Annotated in this window: 11 protein-coding genes and 1 pseudogene; 5 read left to right on the top strand and 7 right to left on the bottom strand. The window is 62.6% G+C overall.

All coding sequences use genetic code 11. The features are described from left to right. Positions 1 to 669 precede the first annotated feature (669 nt). Positions 670 to 1479, bottom strand: a complete 810-nt coding sequence (locus DK389_RS29080) for an IS5 family transposase (RefSeq protein WP_109895009.1) — start codon at positions 1477 to 1479, stop codon at positions 670 to 672. A 317-nt stretch (positions 1480 to 1796) separates the two neighbouring features. Between DK389_RS29080 and DK389_RS29085 the strand changes: the two genes are divergently transcribed. Both DK389_RS29085 and DK389_RS29090 read left to right on the top strand, forming a co-directional pair. Beyond that, a protein-coding gene (locus tag DK389_RS29085; RefSeq protein WP_109895011.1) for an IS5 family transposase occupies positions 1797 to 2602 on the top strand; the annotation gives its coding sequence in 2 pieces (ribosomal slippage) (positions 1797 to 2127 and positions 2127 to 2602; 807 coding nt in all). 64 nt (positions 2603 to 2666) lie between these two features. Beyond that, positions 2667 to 3920: an IS701 family transposase gene (locus DK389_RS29090; protein ID WP_109895013.1), complete on the top strand. Its 1254-nt coding sequence runs from the start codon at positions 2667 to 2669 to the stop codon at positions 3918 to 3920. A 603-nt stretch (positions 3921 to 4523) separates the two neighbouring features. Here DK389_RS29090 and DK389_RS29095 read toward each other — a convergent pair. After that, a pseudogene (locus DK389_RS29095) lies at positions 4524 to 5761 on the bottom strand (IS3 family transposase). 254 nt (positions 5762 to 6015) lie between these two features. Further along, positions 6016 to 6258 carry a hypothetical protein gene (locus DK389_RS29100; RefSeq protein ID WP_109896944.1) on the bottom strand — a complete coding sequence of 81 codons (243 nt, stop codon included), beginning with the start codon at positions 6256 to 6258 and terminating at the stop codon, positions 6016 to 6018. Between the two features lie 917 nt (positions 6259 to 7175). Between DK389_RS29100 and DK389_RS29105 the strand changes: the two genes are divergently transcribed. Continuing rightward, entirely contained in the window at positions 7176 to 7532 is a 357-nt protein-coding gene (locus tag DK389_RS29105; protein ID WP_109895015.1) for a hypothetical protein, read from the top strand. A gap of 784 nt (positions 7533 to 8316) precedes the next feature. Here DK389_RS29105 and DK389_RS29110 read toward each other — a convergent pair. After that, on the bottom strand, positions 8317 to 9264 hold the full coding sequence (locus DK389_RS29110; RefSeq protein ID WP_109895017.1) for an IS110 family transposase: 948 nt from the start codon (positions 9262 to 9264) through the stop codon (positions 8317 to 8319). Positions 9265 to 9525: 261 nt separating this feature from the next. On the opposite strand from DK389_RS29110, the gene DK389_RS29115 reads away from it, so the two are divergent. Together DK389_RS29115 and DK389_RS29120 are read left to right on the top strand one after the other, a co-directional pair. Continuing rightward, on the top strand, positions 9526 to 10518 hold the full coding sequence (locus tag DK389_RS29115) for an IS481 family transposase (RefSeq protein ID WP_109888276.1): 993 nt from the start codon (positions 9526 to 9528) through the stop codon (positions 10516 to 10518). A gap of 623 nt (positions 10519 to 11141) precedes the next feature. Further along, positions 11142 to 11528 (top strand): AtpZ/AtpI family protein, encoded by a 387-nt coding sequence (locus tag DK389_RS29120; RefSeq protein ID WP_109895019.1) that lies wholly within the window; start codon positions 11142 to 11144, stop codon positions 11526 to 11528. A 423-nt stretch (positions 11529 to 11951) separates the two neighbouring features. On the opposite strand, the gene DK389_RS29125 is transcribed toward DK389_RS29120, so the two are convergent. The 3 genes from DK389_RS29125 to DK389_RS33200 form a co-directional block, all read right to left on the bottom strand. Next, a complete protein-coding gene (locus DK389_RS29125; RefSeq protein WP_418292085.1) occupies positions 11952 to 13196 on the bottom strand; it encodes a sulfate/molybdate ABC transporter ATP-binding protein in 1245 nt (414 codons plus the stop codon). A 592-nt stretch (positions 13197 to 13788) separates the two neighbouring features. Then, complete coding sequence (locus DK389_RS29130) at positions 13789 to 14211, bottom strand: hypothetical protein (RefSeq protein WP_109895023.1); 423 nt, start codon at positions 14209 to 14211, stop codon at positions 13789 to 13791. 1430 nt (positions 14212 to 15641) lie between these two features. Continuing rightward, positions 15642 to 16016 carry a hypothetical protein gene (locus tag DK389_RS33200; RefSeq protein WP_162560955.1) on the bottom strand — a complete coding sequence of 125 codons (375 nt, stop codon included), beginning with the start codon at positions 16014 to 16016 and terminating at the stop codon, positions 15642 to 15644. Positions 16017 to 16372: the final 356 nt, after the last annotated feature.

A 16372-nucleotide genomic window follows, 5' to 3' on the forward strand; every position in this document is an offset into this window, starting at 1 on the left:
CGTCAGACACTCTCCCAACGCCCGCGACGCCTGCCGCTCACTCAACCGCCAAGCTGTCCAACCCCTTCTGAAACGGGGTCTGAGTAATTCGGGAAAGCGTCAATTCGATCATGCGGAGCAATAGATGCCAATTACACCCCGGGGCCCGCTATTGCGCCCTGAGCAGCTCTTGTTTGCAGGGAGCACGAGGGGGACTGCAAACGGGTCATTCGGAGCCCTTGCGCATGCTGCCGGCTCAGGCCGCGGCGTTCAATCAGCTCTGGCAGATTGTTAGGCTGTGTGCGGGAGCAAAGTCGTCCGGGCAATCGCCCCTTTGATTCGGACGCGCATTTGCCTCTGCAGGCGCGTCTTGTTTCGAGGCCTCGACCTCACCGGCAGCGTTCACGAATTTGGCCGCAAGACAGCGTAGGACTGTGATGCGGCGGTCGGCTTCGAAGCGATCATTGGCGCCCGGTGGCGCTCCAAAGTCGACGGCCGCGGTCTCGTCAGCAGACTGCTCCAAGCGGATCGCCAGCCGTTGTAGGGATTGCGGACCGGTGAGATTTGCCCTCGCATCCTCAGTTATGGAGGACGCCAAGGTGGATAGTGAAGGCTCAAGATCCATCCGCCAACTCTGCTGGTAATTCGTCGCGAGGAGTTGGCTCTGAGAGCCTGTTTGAGGTCTTGTTTTCAGGCGGGATTGTTGAGGGCGTTGGCGGCCATGAGGCTGGCGACGCAGGCGAGGCGTCCCGTTGCAACGTCGAGGCGACCAGCGCGCTCACGGAGCAGGCCACCCCAGTGGCTGAGCCAGCCGAAGGTTCTCTCTACGACCCAGCGCCGCTCCAGCACGACGAAGCCCTTCTGGTCCGGCTGCTTCTCGACCACGCGGTGGCGCATGCCGTGGAGGTTGCACCATTCTTGGCAGCGCTCGGCCGTGAAGGCACCGTCGAGGAGAGCCAGACGCAGGCTGGGCCACGTCTGCTTGCCCGCATCCAGCGCCGGCAGCGTGTCGCGATCCTGCACGTTGGCGGGCACGACAGCCAGCGCCAGGACGTGCCCTTGGGCATCCACCAGAGCCACGCGTTTGCGCCCGACCAGCTTCTTGGCACCATCGTAGCCGCGCGGCCCGCGGACCCCGATGCACTTGACGCTTTGCGTGTCGATGACCGCCAGCCGTGGATCGGGCCGACGTCCGCAACGCCGCCGCTGACGGCGCGCCAGAGCCCGCATCAGGCTCTCGAACAGGCCCTTCTCGATCCAGCGCCGGAACCAGCCATAGACCGTGCGCCAGGGCGGAAAGCCGGCCGGCAATGCCCGCCAACCTCCGCCCGTCCGCAGGTGCCAAGCGATCCCGGCCAGCACTTGACGCGCCGCTGTCGCTTCTGGACGGCCCGGCGGATCGGCTCGTTTCAGAAAACAGGCCACCTCGTCCAAGCCAGCCTGCAACACCATGTCCTTCAGGCGCGACTCATGACGCGTCCGATGTCGGTCCGTCCACATCTGCTCTCCACTCCGCCCCGCCAGGCGGAATTCATGTTGGCTTATGAGACAGATGGGGACGGCCGGCGGAGGTGCTCAAACAGGCTCTGAGTGAACCACTGGAATTCGAGGCCGGTCAGTCTTGGGCTTGCCATCGTGTTCTCCTACTGCTCCAACGGCCTGCGCCTCGGGCCGGAATATGCGCGCCGCTATCACGGCACCCTCGCGGCAGATCCGTCTGACCATCGGAAGCCATTATTTGCTCTGAAGGGCGCCACTGTTGGTCGCTCAGTGGCTAAGAGCCTCTAACAAAACCGGTTGCGGCGCGTTGAGAGGAAATGGCGAAACCGCTCCTTCCCGACGGCCTGTGGGCCGTGATCGCCCCGCTGCTGCCGCCTGAACCGGCCAAGCCTAAGGGTGGGCGCCCTCGAACATCCGACCGCGTAGCGCTGACCGGCATCTTGTTCGTGCTGCGCTCGGGCACGCCTTGGGAGCTGCTGCCGCGCGAGATGGGCTGCGGCTCGGGCATGACCTGCTGGCGACGCCTGCGCGACTGGCAGAAGGCTGGAGTGTGGGACCGTCTGCAACAGGCGCTGCTCGACCGGCTGGGACGCCAGAACGGCATCGACTTCAGTCGCGCTTCGCTCGACAGCGCCTCGATTGCCGCCAAAAGGGGGGCTCGGCGACGGGCCCGAACCCGACTGATCGCGGCAAGCCGGGCACGAAGCGCCACGTCCTCACCGATGCGAGGGGCATCCCTCTCGCGCTGAGCCTCACAGGGGCCAACGTGCACGACAGCCGGATGCTGGAGGAGGTCGTGGATGCCGTCCCGCCGATCCGCCAGTGCTGGGGACGACCGCGCAAACGCCCCGCCCGGCTGTACGCCGACAAGGCTTACGACCACCGCCGCTGCCGTCGGGCTCTTACCCGCCGGCGCATCCAGCACCGCATCGCCCGCCGCGGCATCGAGAGCAGTCAGCGTCTCGGGCGTCACAGGTGGGTGGTCGAGAGGACGCTGGCCTGGTTTGCCCAGTTCCGCCGCCTTGCCATTCGCTACGAGCGGCGGAGCGATATCCATCTCGCCTTCTCCACGCTGGCCGCAGCCCTCATCGTCTGGCGCTTCATCGAACGATGGTTTTGTTAGACGCTCTAACATTACAGTTGCAGGGCGAAGCTCCTATCTGAGTGGTTTCGGATGGGAGAGCGTGATGTCCTCAGCCTCGCTCGAATCCACGCTGGAGCTCTGGTCGATGACACTGCGGCAGGCCAAGCAGCGCATCCGCCCGCTGTTTGCCGCCCCCAGTGTCGCCGCCTCCGCCAACGCTTTCCTAGACGGCTTGCTCGGGGGTGAGCGGCGCAAGACCGGCTGGATGCGCGCTGAAGCTGCTGGTGATCCAGGCCCCTGGCGCCAGCAGGCCATCCTCGGTCGCACGCACTGGGACGCGGAGGCGCTGCGGGATGTGGTGCGTGACTACGTCCTCGAGACGCTCGGCTCACCTGACGCGGTGCTGGTGATCGACGAGACCGGCTTCCTGAAGCAGGGCAGAGCCTCGTGCGGGGTGAGCCGGCAGTACACGGGCTCCGCTGGCAAGATCACCAACTGCCAGATCGGGGTGTTTGCCGCCTACGTCTCGGATCAGGGCCACGCCTTCATCGATCGTCAGCTGTACCTGCCCAAAGCCTGGACCCAGGATGAGGACCGCAGGCGGGCTGCGCATGTGCCGGAGGCCGTCACCTTCGCCACCAAGCCGCAGCTGGCGCTGGCCATGATCGAGCGGGCGCTCCAGGCAGAGGTGCCGTTTGCCTGGGTGGCGGCCGACAGCATCTACGGGGTGGGCGAGATCGAGCTGGCGCTGCGGCGCGCCTACAAGGGCTACGTGCTCGGCGTCACCGGTCAGCATCGGTTCTGGTCCTGGGACCAAAACCTCGACGTCGCGGGCACTGCTGAGGAGATCGCCAAGGATCTCTCCGAGACAGACTGGATCCGGCTCTCGGCCGGAGCTGGCACGAAGGGGCCGCACCTGTTCGACTGGGCCTACCTGCCGCTGGCCACGCTGCCGGCGGATGCGCTCGACGCCGCGCTTGATCAGAGCGTGTGGACGCGCGGCCTGCTCGTGCGGCGCAGCCTGTCGGACGGGAGCTTCTCCTACTTCACGACCTGGTGCCCGGCCGGCACGCCGGTCGAGAGGCTGGTGGCCGTGGAGGGGCGACGCTGGGCGATCGAGGACGCGTTCGAGACCGCCAAGACGGAGCTGGGGCTGGCCCACAACGAGAGCCGTTCGTGGCACGGCTGGCACCGGCACGTCAGCCTGGTGATGCTGGCCTTTGCGATGCTGGCGCGGGTGCGCCGGCTGACCAACGGAGCGCCCCCAAAAACGCCGCTCATCGCCAAGCTCGCTGGTGCCGTGGTCCATCCAGGAGATCCGGCGCGTGGCGATGCGGCTGGCGCAGCGACGCATTGAGCCCGCGCTCGTGCTCGCTTGGTCAGCCTGGCGACGCGCTCACCAAGCTGCCGCGCGACAGGCGCACCTCAGAACGAAATTGCAACTGTAATGCTAAGCTGCGGCCGAGCCGCCAACTCGCGTTTGCACAGGATCTCAAGATCTTGGCGAAGCTGATGGCTCTCGCGGTTCTTGCGACCGAACTCGGCCTCAAGTGCCACTACAAATCTTGCCTAGTGCGGCTAGAGCTTGCACTTCATGGCGGAATTCAGCTTAGCCCAGAGTAGGAAAGAATCGCTCGTAGAGATAAAGCACCCGATCTGGATGCACGCAGAGCTGGCCCTGCTAGACAGCCCATTCAAGGTTCCGCTCGGCGTCATGAACTTTGCATTCAGGTTTGTAGTCTCCAGCTGGAAGCAGCTTCAATAGCTTGTAGGCGCATCCCCAAGCTGAAGCACTAGTGCTGAGTCTATATTGTCCACGTGCACCGCTCTAGGCATGCCTCGTGAATTTGCTGAAAGCGTAGCGATCTTCATGCATGGCGATCTTCTTCATTACGCCAGCCACATCCCGATCAGAGCACTGGAGTGCACCCTGTCTGAGCGGACAGGCGGCGGGGCGGGTTTAGGCACTCCGGCTGAGGAACTCTCGGGGCGAGAGCATGCGCAGGCCGGAGCGCGGGTGGATGGTGTTGTAGTCCTCGAACCAGCCGGGCAGAAGCCGCATCACAGTCTCGGCGTCCGGCAGGATCGTGAGGCGGGCGTAGTCGCGCTTGAGCGTCTTCACGAACGCCTCTGCGATGCCGTTGCTCTGGGGCGAGCGCGCCGGCGTGAACAGCAACCGCAGGCCGAGCGCAGCGGCCGTTTGAGCAGTCTGCTTGGCGATGTAGGCGGAGCCGTTGTCGGACAGCCACTCGACCGGATGCGGTGTCTTTGTCGCGCTGAACCGGCGCTCGGCGCAGGCAAGCATCAGGTCGCAGACCATCTCGGCCGAGACACCCGCCGTGGTCGCTGACCAAGCCATGATTTCGCGATCGCAGGCGTCGATGGCAAACAGCACCCGCACGACTGCGCCGTCCCGGCAGCGCAGTTCGAGGTGGTCCGAGCACCATCGCACGTTCGAGTGTAGTGCGACGACGACGCCGTCGTGGGTCCGGCCGGGACGGCGGGCAGTGTGCGGCGCGAGGGTGAGCCCGTTCGCCCGCAGGATGCGGAGCACGCGCTTGGCGTTGATGACGGGCTCGCCGCGCGAGCGCAGCACCCGGTTCACCAGCGCAGTGACGCGGCGGTAGCCGTAGCTCGGCCGCGCATCGACGATCGCGCGGATCGTCGGCAACAGCAGCGCATCCTTGGGCTTGCGGTAGGGGCCGCGCGGCCGGGAGGAATGGCTCAGGCGCTCGGTCAGATGAGAGCGGGCTACGCCGAGCGTGTCGGCGACCGCCTTCACCGCGAACCGCCCGTCGGCTCGCCCCAGGAGGCGAGCGGCAAGCTCAGTTTTTTTGTGCGCGCGAGGTCGAGCGCCTCCTTCAGGATCTCGACTTCCATGGTCTTGCGCCCGAGCAGGCGTTCGAGATCGCGCACGCGCCGTTCCAACGCGCGCACCCGGCTGGTTCCGACGACCTCCTCGTCGGCTTGCACGGCCTGATGGCCGCCCTCCAACATGCGTCGCTTCCACGAGAACAGCAGGCTCGGCGATATGCCGTAGCGGCGGGCCACGAACGATACAGACGAGCCGGGCTACTGGCTCTCCTCGATGAAGCGGATCTTCTCGGACGTGGACCAACGACGTCGGCGCTGAACGCCAGCCAGGATCTCGCCGTGCACCGGCGGGGCAGTCGGATCAGGTGACATAGCCTTACCCATAGGCTTGCGCCTATGCCTTCGTGAGCTATGCCGCCTGTCCGGTCAAAACGGGGTGCAGTTCAAGCAGACCCTCGCTCCTATCAGTGTAGATCGAGGATGGATATGAGATAAAGACAAGCAACCGCGACCAGCACTGTCGCGATGACAGCCTGGTTGAGCTTGTCGCTCAGGAAGTTTGAAAGATAAGCTCTAGACATAGTGTCCTCCGAATAAACGGCATAGATTTGCTCGCCTCCATTCTGCGGCGCGCGTTCTCAGCGGCGCAATGCCGCCTCGAGTTCTTGTGGGTCGACGGGAACAGCCTGCAGGGAGCCCGATCCACTGTGTGCAAACGGAAGATAGATGGTGGTAGCGACACGCCGATAAGCCAAAAAGGAAAGGCCTTCGAGCAACTCCTCATCGGTGTCGACCGTGTAAGTTCCGGCTGGCTGCTGCTCATCGAGCCTGCTCAATGTGAAGGGCAGATCGAAGGTCAGCGTCTTTCGGGTCGTGCGCATTTTTGCCTCCGCCGCCGACATAAGAATAATAAATCTTCCAAAATCATCATATCATCTGGCCAGAATATTCCCTAATTATATTTTTTCTGTTCGGATTTATTTTCAAAGATGCCTTGTCGATCGCCCGAGCTCTCGCCACATACATTAGGATGTCGCCGCTTACTCGCGCCGCCGGCGCGATTTGTACGATGACAAACTGCGGAGTTTCGCCCGATGTACCGGATCATTTTTCGGAAAGAGCGGACGGCATTGGGCTCAAATGCGTGGCGCGGTGATCTCGCCTCCGCGAAAGCCCAATGCCAAGAGGATCTTGCACTTCGCCACATGCAGGATGGCGCCACTTCGGTCGAACTGGTCGACGGCGACACCCAAAAGGTCGTGTACTCGTGCACCGTTGGTGCAACTCGCACCCCCACCTAAGGGCTCGCCGAGTGTCGGAAAGGGCAATGTGCAGTGCCGAATGAGTGCCCTCCCTCAAGTTCGGCGCTTTATCCAATCAAATAGCGGGCAGGACAGATCTTCAAAACTGTTGCTGGCCGCGCAGTTCCTACTCGCCATGAGCGCCCTCTAGCGGCCAGTGCATGGCCGCACAAGGCTCGCTGCATGCTTGCCGGCCAAGAGTTGTATTCACCAACTGCCGCTACATTCGATGTAAGTACTATGAATTATCGTCAATTCTCTTGAATTTGGTTCTTCAATTTCTCTAGCAAATTCAGCTGAAGACGCACGGCTTAGCGTCGCCTGCAGTGGTTCTCTTGACATCGTTGTACATGCGACCCGCATGCTCGCCTTCCCGGCCCTTATTACGCTGCTAAAGCGGTCGCCGGCCAGCTAGTTTGCCCGAGAAAGCCACCGCGGCAGGGCGAATGGGAGCGTCGACAACAAAAGGACTTCCTGGGCGGCGTAAGGAGACAGCCATGAGTTTTGCTCCCGATGCCGCTGAAGCGGCGACTGACGCGTTGCTGCAGGCCATCGTCAAGAGCGAGCGTGTTGCCGCGACCTTCAGTGCCGTTTGCGACGGAGGATCCCTCACGACATGGCGGGAACCCGGCCGATCGCTGCTTGGCCCGAGTTCCAGCGGTCCGATCACAGATCCCGTTGGAACGCGCTACTGGGCAGAACTTCACCGGCTCGGTGAGGGCATCTTTGCAGACGGAGGCCTCGATGCCTTGGACGAGGCGAACATGCACGTTGTTCAGATGGACCCGCGGCACTCGGACTGGCGCGCCATGGTGCTGGAGAGCGTATGGTTCGATATCGGCCGTGCCGCGTGACTCTGCGCAGAGCGATCCGCGATTCCCGGTGCCTTCCTGTGGCCCGACTGGCTGGCCGGGGCCGGGCTGATGGGGAGGATCAGCTTAGGAGCAGCGGTGTTGGGCATGAAGCGAGGTCAAAGACCGCGCGGAGCGGCCTAGATGGAGGATCCTTCCGACGCCGAGAGGTCCTCGCTCCTCCCCGTCCATCCCGGAACGTTCGCCTACCTCAACTGATAACAGAAGAGCCTGCTGAATCAGATGGTGAACTCCCACTGGCTTGCGATCATCATTCATACTTAGGCGAACTGCTGTTGCCAGTTTCTCTGGCCGCATCAACCCCTCGAAGAAGCTGCTGGGACGGCGGGGTCCCACGGATCGCACTTCTCGGACTATGGCCGCGATGATGGGCTTCCAGATCCGGGGCTTGCGCTGCCTGTAACCGGCAGAGAACGGGCTTTGTCGAGGAGCGTGACAGCGGCGTCGACGCAGTCCTTCAACGTTTCACGAGGGCCGCATCGGACATAAATCTTTGCATCCCCAATCGTCATGTGAAATGACGAACCTCGTCGCGACGCGCCGTCTAAATAGTCTCGCCTATCGTCATGGTCTCGGTCCTCGTCTCGGCGATATCTGCTGTCATCTTTCTTGCCATAGTCTCTGTCGTATGAGCCGCTTTTTTCATCATCCCTAGACGAGCTTTGGGCGAGTGCAGCAAGTGGCAATAGTAAGAGGCAGGCTGCAGCAATAAGGCCGGGTGCATACGGACGCATGATACCGCCTCCCTCTAGAGTATCCGTTGTGATCAAGCGACTTTTTGCTGCCAGGTTCGGCCGTCTCTGAGGAGGGCATTGGCGAGCAGGAGGAGCTTGCGCATGACGGCGGTCAGGGCGAGCTTGGGCGGTTTTCCTGCGGCGCGCAGCGCCTGGTACTTGGCCCTCAGGTCCGAGTTGAAGCGGGTCGCGACGAGGGCTGGCATGTAGAGGGCCTGGCGCAGGCTGGCGCGCCCGCCGCGGATGAAGCGCCGACCCTGGCTCCGGCCGGAGTCGCGCGCCATGGGGGCCAGCCCCGCCAAGCTTGCCGCTGGTCCTGGTTCGAGGCTGCCGAGCTCGGGCATCTCGATCAACAGCGCGACCGCGGTGGCCACGCCGATGCCGGGGATGCTCGCCAGGATGGTTCGGCGGCGGTCGAGGTCCGGGTCGGCGCCGCACAGGGCGTCGAGTTCGGCCTCGATGGCGGCCAGTTGGGCCTCGATCTGCCGGAGGCGCTGCAACGCCTGCCGTTTGAGCAGGGCGGCGGTGAGCGTCTTCTGCCGATTGAGCGCGGCGGTACGGTCCTTGATCAGCGCCTGCCGTGCGCCGTGCAGTTCGCGCATCGTGCCCAACAGCGGGGTCGGCAGGGATCGCACCGGCGGTTCGAGCAGGGCGCCCAGCCGCGCCAGCATGGCCGCGTCGCAGCGGTCGGTCTTGGCCAACCGTCCAGTGGCCTCGGCGAAGCGCCGGGCCTGACGCGGATTGACCTTGGCCAGCGGCAGGCCGGCTTGGGCGAGGGTACGCTCGAAGGCGCGATGGTAAGCGCCCGTCGCCTCGTAGACCACGCGAGCGAGCGTATGCGGCGCCAGCCACGCGATCAGCGCGCGGTGGCCTCGGGCGTCGTTGGTGAAGCGCCGTTCGCTCCCGCCGGGATGGAGGCAGGCGTCGAGGTGATCCTTGCCGATGTCGATACCGGCGGTGACAGGGGTAGAGTGCTCCATCTTTTCCGCGTCCTTGGCTTGTCATCCGGGCCGCAATGCCCGGGTATCCGTTCAGGCCACGAGGAAAAGAGAGGGGTGGTCATACTCTAGCACGGCCCGCGACAGCCGGCGTTTTCCCGACCCGTCCCCTCCCGCCGCCGGCGCGAGGCGAACGCGCCGGCGGCGATCCAGTCTGGCCGAGCTGGACGCCAAAGCCATAAGACAATGTTTGATCCCAGGGTTTGATGGTGCAGTTTTCTCACGAGAGTGGAAGGACGCGCTATGGGCCAGGTTCAGCACGGGAGCGCCACGACGACAGCGGCAGTCCGTCGAGCGATACAGCATAGTCAAGCGAGCCTGAGGGCGTTGGCGGCCCGTTACGGCGTCAACCCGAAGACCGTCGCGAAGTGGAAGAAGCGGTCCTCGGTGGCTGACCGGAAGACGGGGCCAACGGAACACCGGTCTACGGTGCTGACGGCCGAGAACGAGGCGGTGATCGTCGCCTTTCGCCGGCACACCCTGCTGCCACTCGACGACTGCCTCTACGCCCTGCAGCCGACGATCCCGCACCTTACACGCTCAAGCCTGCACCGGTGCCTGCAGCGCCATGGCATCTCGCGGCTCCCCGAAGTGGATGGCGACAAGCCGCTACGTGCAAAATTCAAGCGCTACCCGCTCGGCTACTTCCACATCGATATCGCCGAGGTGCACACCAAAGAAGGCCGACTCTACCTGCTTGTGGCGATCGACCGGACCTCCAAGTTCGCCTTCGCCGAGTTGCACGAGAAGGCCACGCGCCGGGTCGCCGGCAACTTCCTGCGGGCCCTTGCTGCCGCCGTTCCCTACAAGATCCACACGGTGCTCACCGACAACGGCACGCATTTCACCGAGCCGTCCGGGAACACTTGGACGCCGGAAGAGATCAGAGCGATGCGCGCCGAGAAGGTGCTGTTCCGCTGCCACTCCTTTGAGGGCGCCTGCGCCGACCTCAACATCGAGCACCGTCTCACGAAGCCGCGCCATCCCTGGACGAATGGTCAAGTTGAGCGGATGAACCGCACGATCAAGGACGCCACCGTCAAGCGCTTCTACTACGACAGCCACAGTCAGCTTCGGCAGCACCTCGCCGACTTCGTGGCCGCCTATAACTTCGCCCGCCGCCTCAAGACGCTACGCGGCCTCACGCCCTACGAAGCTATCTGCAAAGCTTGGACGGAGGAGCCCTCTAGGTTCACCCAGAACCCGCACCACCAAATCCCGGGACCAAACATCTAGATTGCAAGACTTCGGTCGCTCCGAAATGGCTGGCGATGCTGCGCTTCCCAGCAGACGCAGGCAAGCGGTTGGAAGCGGACGTAAGGGCCCCGGGCCCGTTGCAGAGGTCTCAGTTTCCGTGCCTGAGACCACGAACACTCCCTGTAAGCGCGATTGCGGCACCGAGTCGGAGCTAGCGCCAAGCCCCTACGTGGGAACACAAGCGCCTTCCTCCTCGACGGAAGCCGGCGAAGAGCTGCTCCTTTGATCTGGGCTGATCCTCTGAGCCAGCCCGGACAACAGTGAGCCGCCTTGTTCGTCGCGTCCTCAACACACCGGTGAATGCCACGGAGTTGGGACTCACCCATCCGGGTCGGGATATCTCGGCTCGAAACCAACTACGGAACGGGAAAAATTCGCCGGCGTTGACTTGAGAGTTCTTTCTGAACCGCGGTTATCACTTAGAGAGGTGCGATCAGTGTCTAGCTGAAGGGGACTTCCAAATGTCCGCCGAAATTATATTTTTCACTTTTGTCGGGACGCTCGCGCTGTGCGCGGGCTTCGTGCTTTGGACTCTGCAGCAACGTCGCAGGCAGTGAAAGCCGGAGTTCTGACTGTCTGGCCTCGAACTTGCGGCACCGCGAATGCGAGGTTTCGCCGTGGGCGGCAGCGACGAGAAGGGCAGAGAACCGGGAACGGAACCGGACCGCGATCTCTCCGCACGACTCAAGCGCCTCGAGACGCAGATTGAACAGAAGCGGATCTCGGCCTCTCCCGCTCATTCGTCGCGTTCCGGATCATCTGCCGGACCATCGTCCCTCGGGCGCGCAATGCAACTCTCCACCGAGTTCACCGGGGCCGTAATCGCAGGGGGGATCCTCGGCTGGATCTTCGATCGATTTCTTGGGACGAAGCCCTGGGGGATGTTGGTGCTCCTGATGCTGGGCTTCGCCGCGGGCGTCTACAGTGTGATACGCGCCTCCGGCTTTGGTGGACCGCATCCCGAACCGGACGACCGGAAGGAATCGTGAGACCAAGGTTTTGCGGGACGGCGCTCCCATGCACTGCTTCGTTCAGCTGCGCGGGGCTGGATCATCCAGATTGGATAACTGGATCGACTCCAATCCTGGCCGCGCCACGCTACTTCGCGGCCTCAGCCGGTGTGAACGACCGCCTTGACACCTGCCACCGAATGGTCCCGCATCAAACAAGGCCCTCCGGGAGTTCAAGAGAGCCCTCGGGCAGGTTTCGCGCCGAGGACGTATCGATAACCTGGACCTTTGGGGCAAACCCTATAGAATTTCGTGTGGCAACAGAGGAAGATCCTGTTCTGTCGTAAGTGGCTCACGCTGACACGAGGCTTCCGGTTGTGCGAGTTTTGCGATCAAGGCGACCTGCGCTTGCTTCCGCTTCAGCGTCGCCCGAGTCGCCAGCTGGAGATTGCAGCGGCCGTATCAGTTGCCTGCCTTGCGAGGTGCAGTGAAAGCTGCCCGCATACCTCCGAGCCGATCCTCCCATCGAAAATCGCCTGACACATCGGCCACATCGGCGAACACGTACCCGCCGTTGATGCGCAGGCCCACCGGCCGGCCCGCGGCGTAGCGCTCGCCGTCGAAATCCTCGACCACGACGAGGCGCCCGTCCGGCCGCTCGACCTCGACGCGCTGGCGGCCCTGGCTGCGGTGGGAGGCGCGCACCGTGCCGGAGAGATGGGCCTCGGCCGGCTCGACGAACTGGAGCTGCCACGGCCGCACGTAGAGGCGCGCCGGGCCGATCACCCCGCGGGGCGCGGTGACCGGCGTCGGGCGCCCGTCCACGAGGACGCGTCCGCCCTCGGCGAGGGCCTCGAGCTCGACCGCGTCGCCGAGGAACTTCAGCACCGTGGCGGAGGCCGGCCGGTCCTGCACCTCGTCGGGCGTGCCGACCTGCTCCAGGCGGCCCTTGTCGAGCACGGCGACCCGGTCGGAGAGCTCCAGGGCCTCGTCCTGGTCGTGGGTGACGAAGATCGTGGTCTGGCCGGTGCGGTCGTGGATCTCGCGCAGCCAGCGGCGCAGGTCCTTGCGCACCTGCGCGTCGAGCGCCCCGAACGGCTCGTCGAGGAGCAGCACCCTGGGCTCGACGGCGAGGGCGCGGGCCAGCGCGATGCGCTGGCGCTGGCCGCCCGAGAGCTGGGACGGGTAGCGGTCGGCGAAGCCCGACAGCTTGATCAGGTCGAGGAGGTCGCCGACGCGGCGGCGGATCTCGGCCTTGCCCGGCCGGTCCGCGCGCTTCCGGGCGTTGAGCCCGTAGGCGATGTTGTCGGCCACGCTCATGTGCTTGAACAGGGCGTAGTGCTGGAACACGAAGCCCACCGCCCGCTGCTGCACCGGCAGGCCGGTGGCGTCGTCGCCCCCGAACAGGACGCGGCCGCGATCGGGGAAGTCGAGCCCGGCGATGATGCGCAACAGCGTCGTCTTGCCCGAGCCCGAGGGGCCGAGGAGGCCGAGCAATTCGCCCGCCCGCACGTCGAGATGGAAGTCGTGCAGGACGGCCGCCGTGTCGAAGGTCTTCGACAGGCCCTCGACCCGGATCGCCGTGGAGCCGGACCGGTCGGCCGCGCCGCTAGTGCCGGGCGCCGGCCGCGAGGTCCCCGGCGTAGCGCCACTCCAGGAGAAAGTTGACGACGAGAAGAAGAACGAGCGCAAGGTCGGCGAGGCCAACCAGGGCTGCAAAGAATCAGCCGATCGGGTCTTCCTCATCGAAGCTTCTCGGCGTCACCCGAGCCTGCAACGTCGACGCATGACGGCGCAGAAGCTGCCTGCCTGTTCCAGCCCGAACTGATCGGCCGGGCTGGGGCGCCACCATCCTCGTCCCATCGCGCGATCTCGCCACCGGCAGGGGGTACGCTCAAGGCCAGCCTGCTGGATCGTTCTGGCTCGCGATCCTCGAGGGGGCCAGACCGTTCCGCACTAGCGTGGCGCGATGGTAGCTTCGAGTCCGAGATCGCATTCAGAATGTTCATCACCCTGATCCTGTCCTACAGTGTGTTCAAAAAACTAAGCTAGAAGGACTTGCAGGGCAGTCAGTTCGGCCTGCACCTGCGTGAGCAGCAGACTGAAACGCTCCGAGATCTTCGCAGCGAGCCGGGCCTCGCGCTTAATGTCGGTCAGAGCGAGTTGGGTAGGCATCGGAGATTTCCGCCGTACACTCGCCCAGCACTCGATCGACCTAGTTAAACGGCGTTCCTCTCCCCGGCAGCAATTGGATCATGAAGACCGGCTTGAGCGTCGTACTTACGAGTTCTCGTTCGGCCTACAAGGCGCCTTCTATTTCGCGCCTGCGCATCATCTCAAGATCTTGGCGAAGCTGATGGTTCTCGTGATTCTTGCGGCTCAACTCGGCCTCCATCGCCGACACAAAGCTCGTCCAGGTGGGCTGGAGCTCGCGCGTCATGGCAACATTCATCTTGGCCCAGAGTAGGAAGAACTCGCCGGTCGAGTGTGAGATCACACGGCTTGGATCCTCGCAGAGCTGGCCCTCACCGACCACCCAATAATAGCTCTGCTCGGCATCATGGATCTCGTACGAGGGCTCGTAGCTTCCCGCCGGGAGCAGGTTTGTGATCTCATAGGACCCCGCCCAAGCTGGGTCGCTGGCGTCTGGCCAATATCGACCGCGCCCACCGCTCTCGGAATACTTCACAAGTTGGCCAACGGCGTAGCGATGTTCACGCATGGCGGCCTCCCGAAAAATTGGATCTATTCCGCGTCCGGCTCAAACGAGAATTCTGCATTTACCAATGCAGATCTAGTCCTACGAGGAAGTATATGCAGGCGGCTCCGACGAGTGCCACCGCAACGAAGGTTTGGTTAAGCCTGTCGTCCATGTAAGCTGAAAAGTATGCTTTAGACACTATATCCTCCTACTAAACAGGTAAAGGCTGCCGTACCTTCGTGCGGCCTCGCGACGGCCCAAGCGCGGCGCTCCCCGACCGGCGCGCCGCGTCGAGTTACTGCGCGCCGACGGAGAGGGCCTGCACCGATTTCACCGCGTCATGGCGAGGCAGGGGATAGACGGTGGTGGCACCTTGTCGAGGGGCCAAGGTTGAGGAGCATTCGAGCGGCTCCTCATCGGTGTCGACCGTCTGGGGTCCCGCTGGCTGCCGCGCATCGGGCGCAATCCGTGTGAAAGGTAGGCCGAAGATCACGGTCGTTCGGGACGTACGCACCTTAGCCTCGTCCGCAGCGAAACTATTTTATTTTTACAAAATCAACGTATCACTTAATCGGGAATAAGGCCAGAATTATTTGACTTTTTGCGGATTTATCTGAAATATTTCATGCAACCTACTGCGGTTGAGGCAAGCGAAAACTTGCTCTGCCGTCTGATCGGTACATCGAGCCAGGATGAAGCGGACGCTCCATGCTATTTAGCTTGGCCGCGCAGGCTGCCGACATCATCTTGACAGCGGCCGCCTCCAGCACTCGCATATGTTCGAGCGTTGGCCGCAGTCCGTCGCTGCATCCTCGCGCCTCCCCGCAGGTCGAGTTGAGCTTCAGCGCTAGCTCACAGTTCTCGCCGCAGGCAGTGCGAGCAAGCGCGTATTTCTTTCTACCAGCGTAACTCCGTTCCTACTATAAAGTAAGTTGCGGCAAGAAGGACGAGTATGATCACGACACGCGATTGATTAACACGGTCACCAATCCATGATCTAAGATGCATATTAGCCATGACATTTACCGAAATGTAAAAATGAACACTGCCCGTTATGCAGTGAGAAAACCAGATCCTCTGCTACATGCTTTTGGTCCAACCCTCCTCATGTCCGCGCGGGACATACATCCTGCGCAATTCCTCTGGTGGAATGGTTCGGTCACCGACCTTGATCCAAGGCAACCGCTCGTCTGACCGCGGAACGTTCATGGCGTAACGAAATGCATCAGAAAAATGGAACCAATACTCAGGACCGCAAGCCAGGTCTGCCGACCTCGTCGCGAATGACCCGTCATCGGGTGCAAGACCCTCTGGGAGCCAGACAAGAATTGCAGAGGCAGCTTGATCAAGTTGACCGCTCATCGCTCATTCCTTTGCAAAATTCGGCTGACAGGCGTATTCGCCACCGAGCCGTGGTACATACGTTTCAAGGATAAATCTTATTTATAGTGCTAAAAATAAAGCCATCTACCGTAAGGGCTGCATTCGAAAGTTGCTCCGAAATTAGGAACGACGCACCGAGATACTGTGGTTTTGGCGGTATCCTGCGGAAAGATGCTTTTAGATGGTCTTGGGATGGTTTGGCTCGAACCGAGGCCTTCAATCCGTGAGCTAGCCGGATTCAGGGCCAGCTCGTCATCAGAGTAGGTTGGCGCCACGCCATGCTGATGCTCTTCAAGTGAGTTGGTCAATCCATCTCGCACTTCAAGCTTACCGCGAGGCGCACCTGTCGCATCGGCAGGAATGCCATAGTCTTGCGCGAGCGCGGTGGGGAAAGCCAAGCCGAACAAGAGACTGGCAATGACAGGAGAGATCATGGTGCCCATGGCTGCGTCCAGCTGTCTTGATGCGCTCCTCGTCGAAAAAATGAGTGGGCAAGGCCACGCGGTAAGTTAAGAGATATTACTTTATGTTATCTATGGTTTTAGGTGATCAAAATCAAGAGCGAATCTAAAATATTGTCCCATAGAAACATTTGTTAGTACTCAGGCGCAGGTATCCTTAGTTTGATCTGTGCGCTATCGCGCAGCTTGGCGCGCGGGGGTACCAGCGGACGAGTGCCGCTTGATGCGATCCTGCTCGCGCAGAATGGCCTCGCCGCAGCCGAGGTAGATATCGGCAAGCGTGAGATCACTGAGGCTCGTGTGAGCGCAGACGTGATAGTTGTGCTCTTTGAAGGTGC

The organism is Methylobacterium durans, from assembly GCF_003173715.1.
Taxonomy (GTDB): Bacteria; Pseudomonadota; Alphaproteobacteria; order Rhizobiales; family Beijerinckiaceae; genus Methylobacterium; species Methylobacterium durans.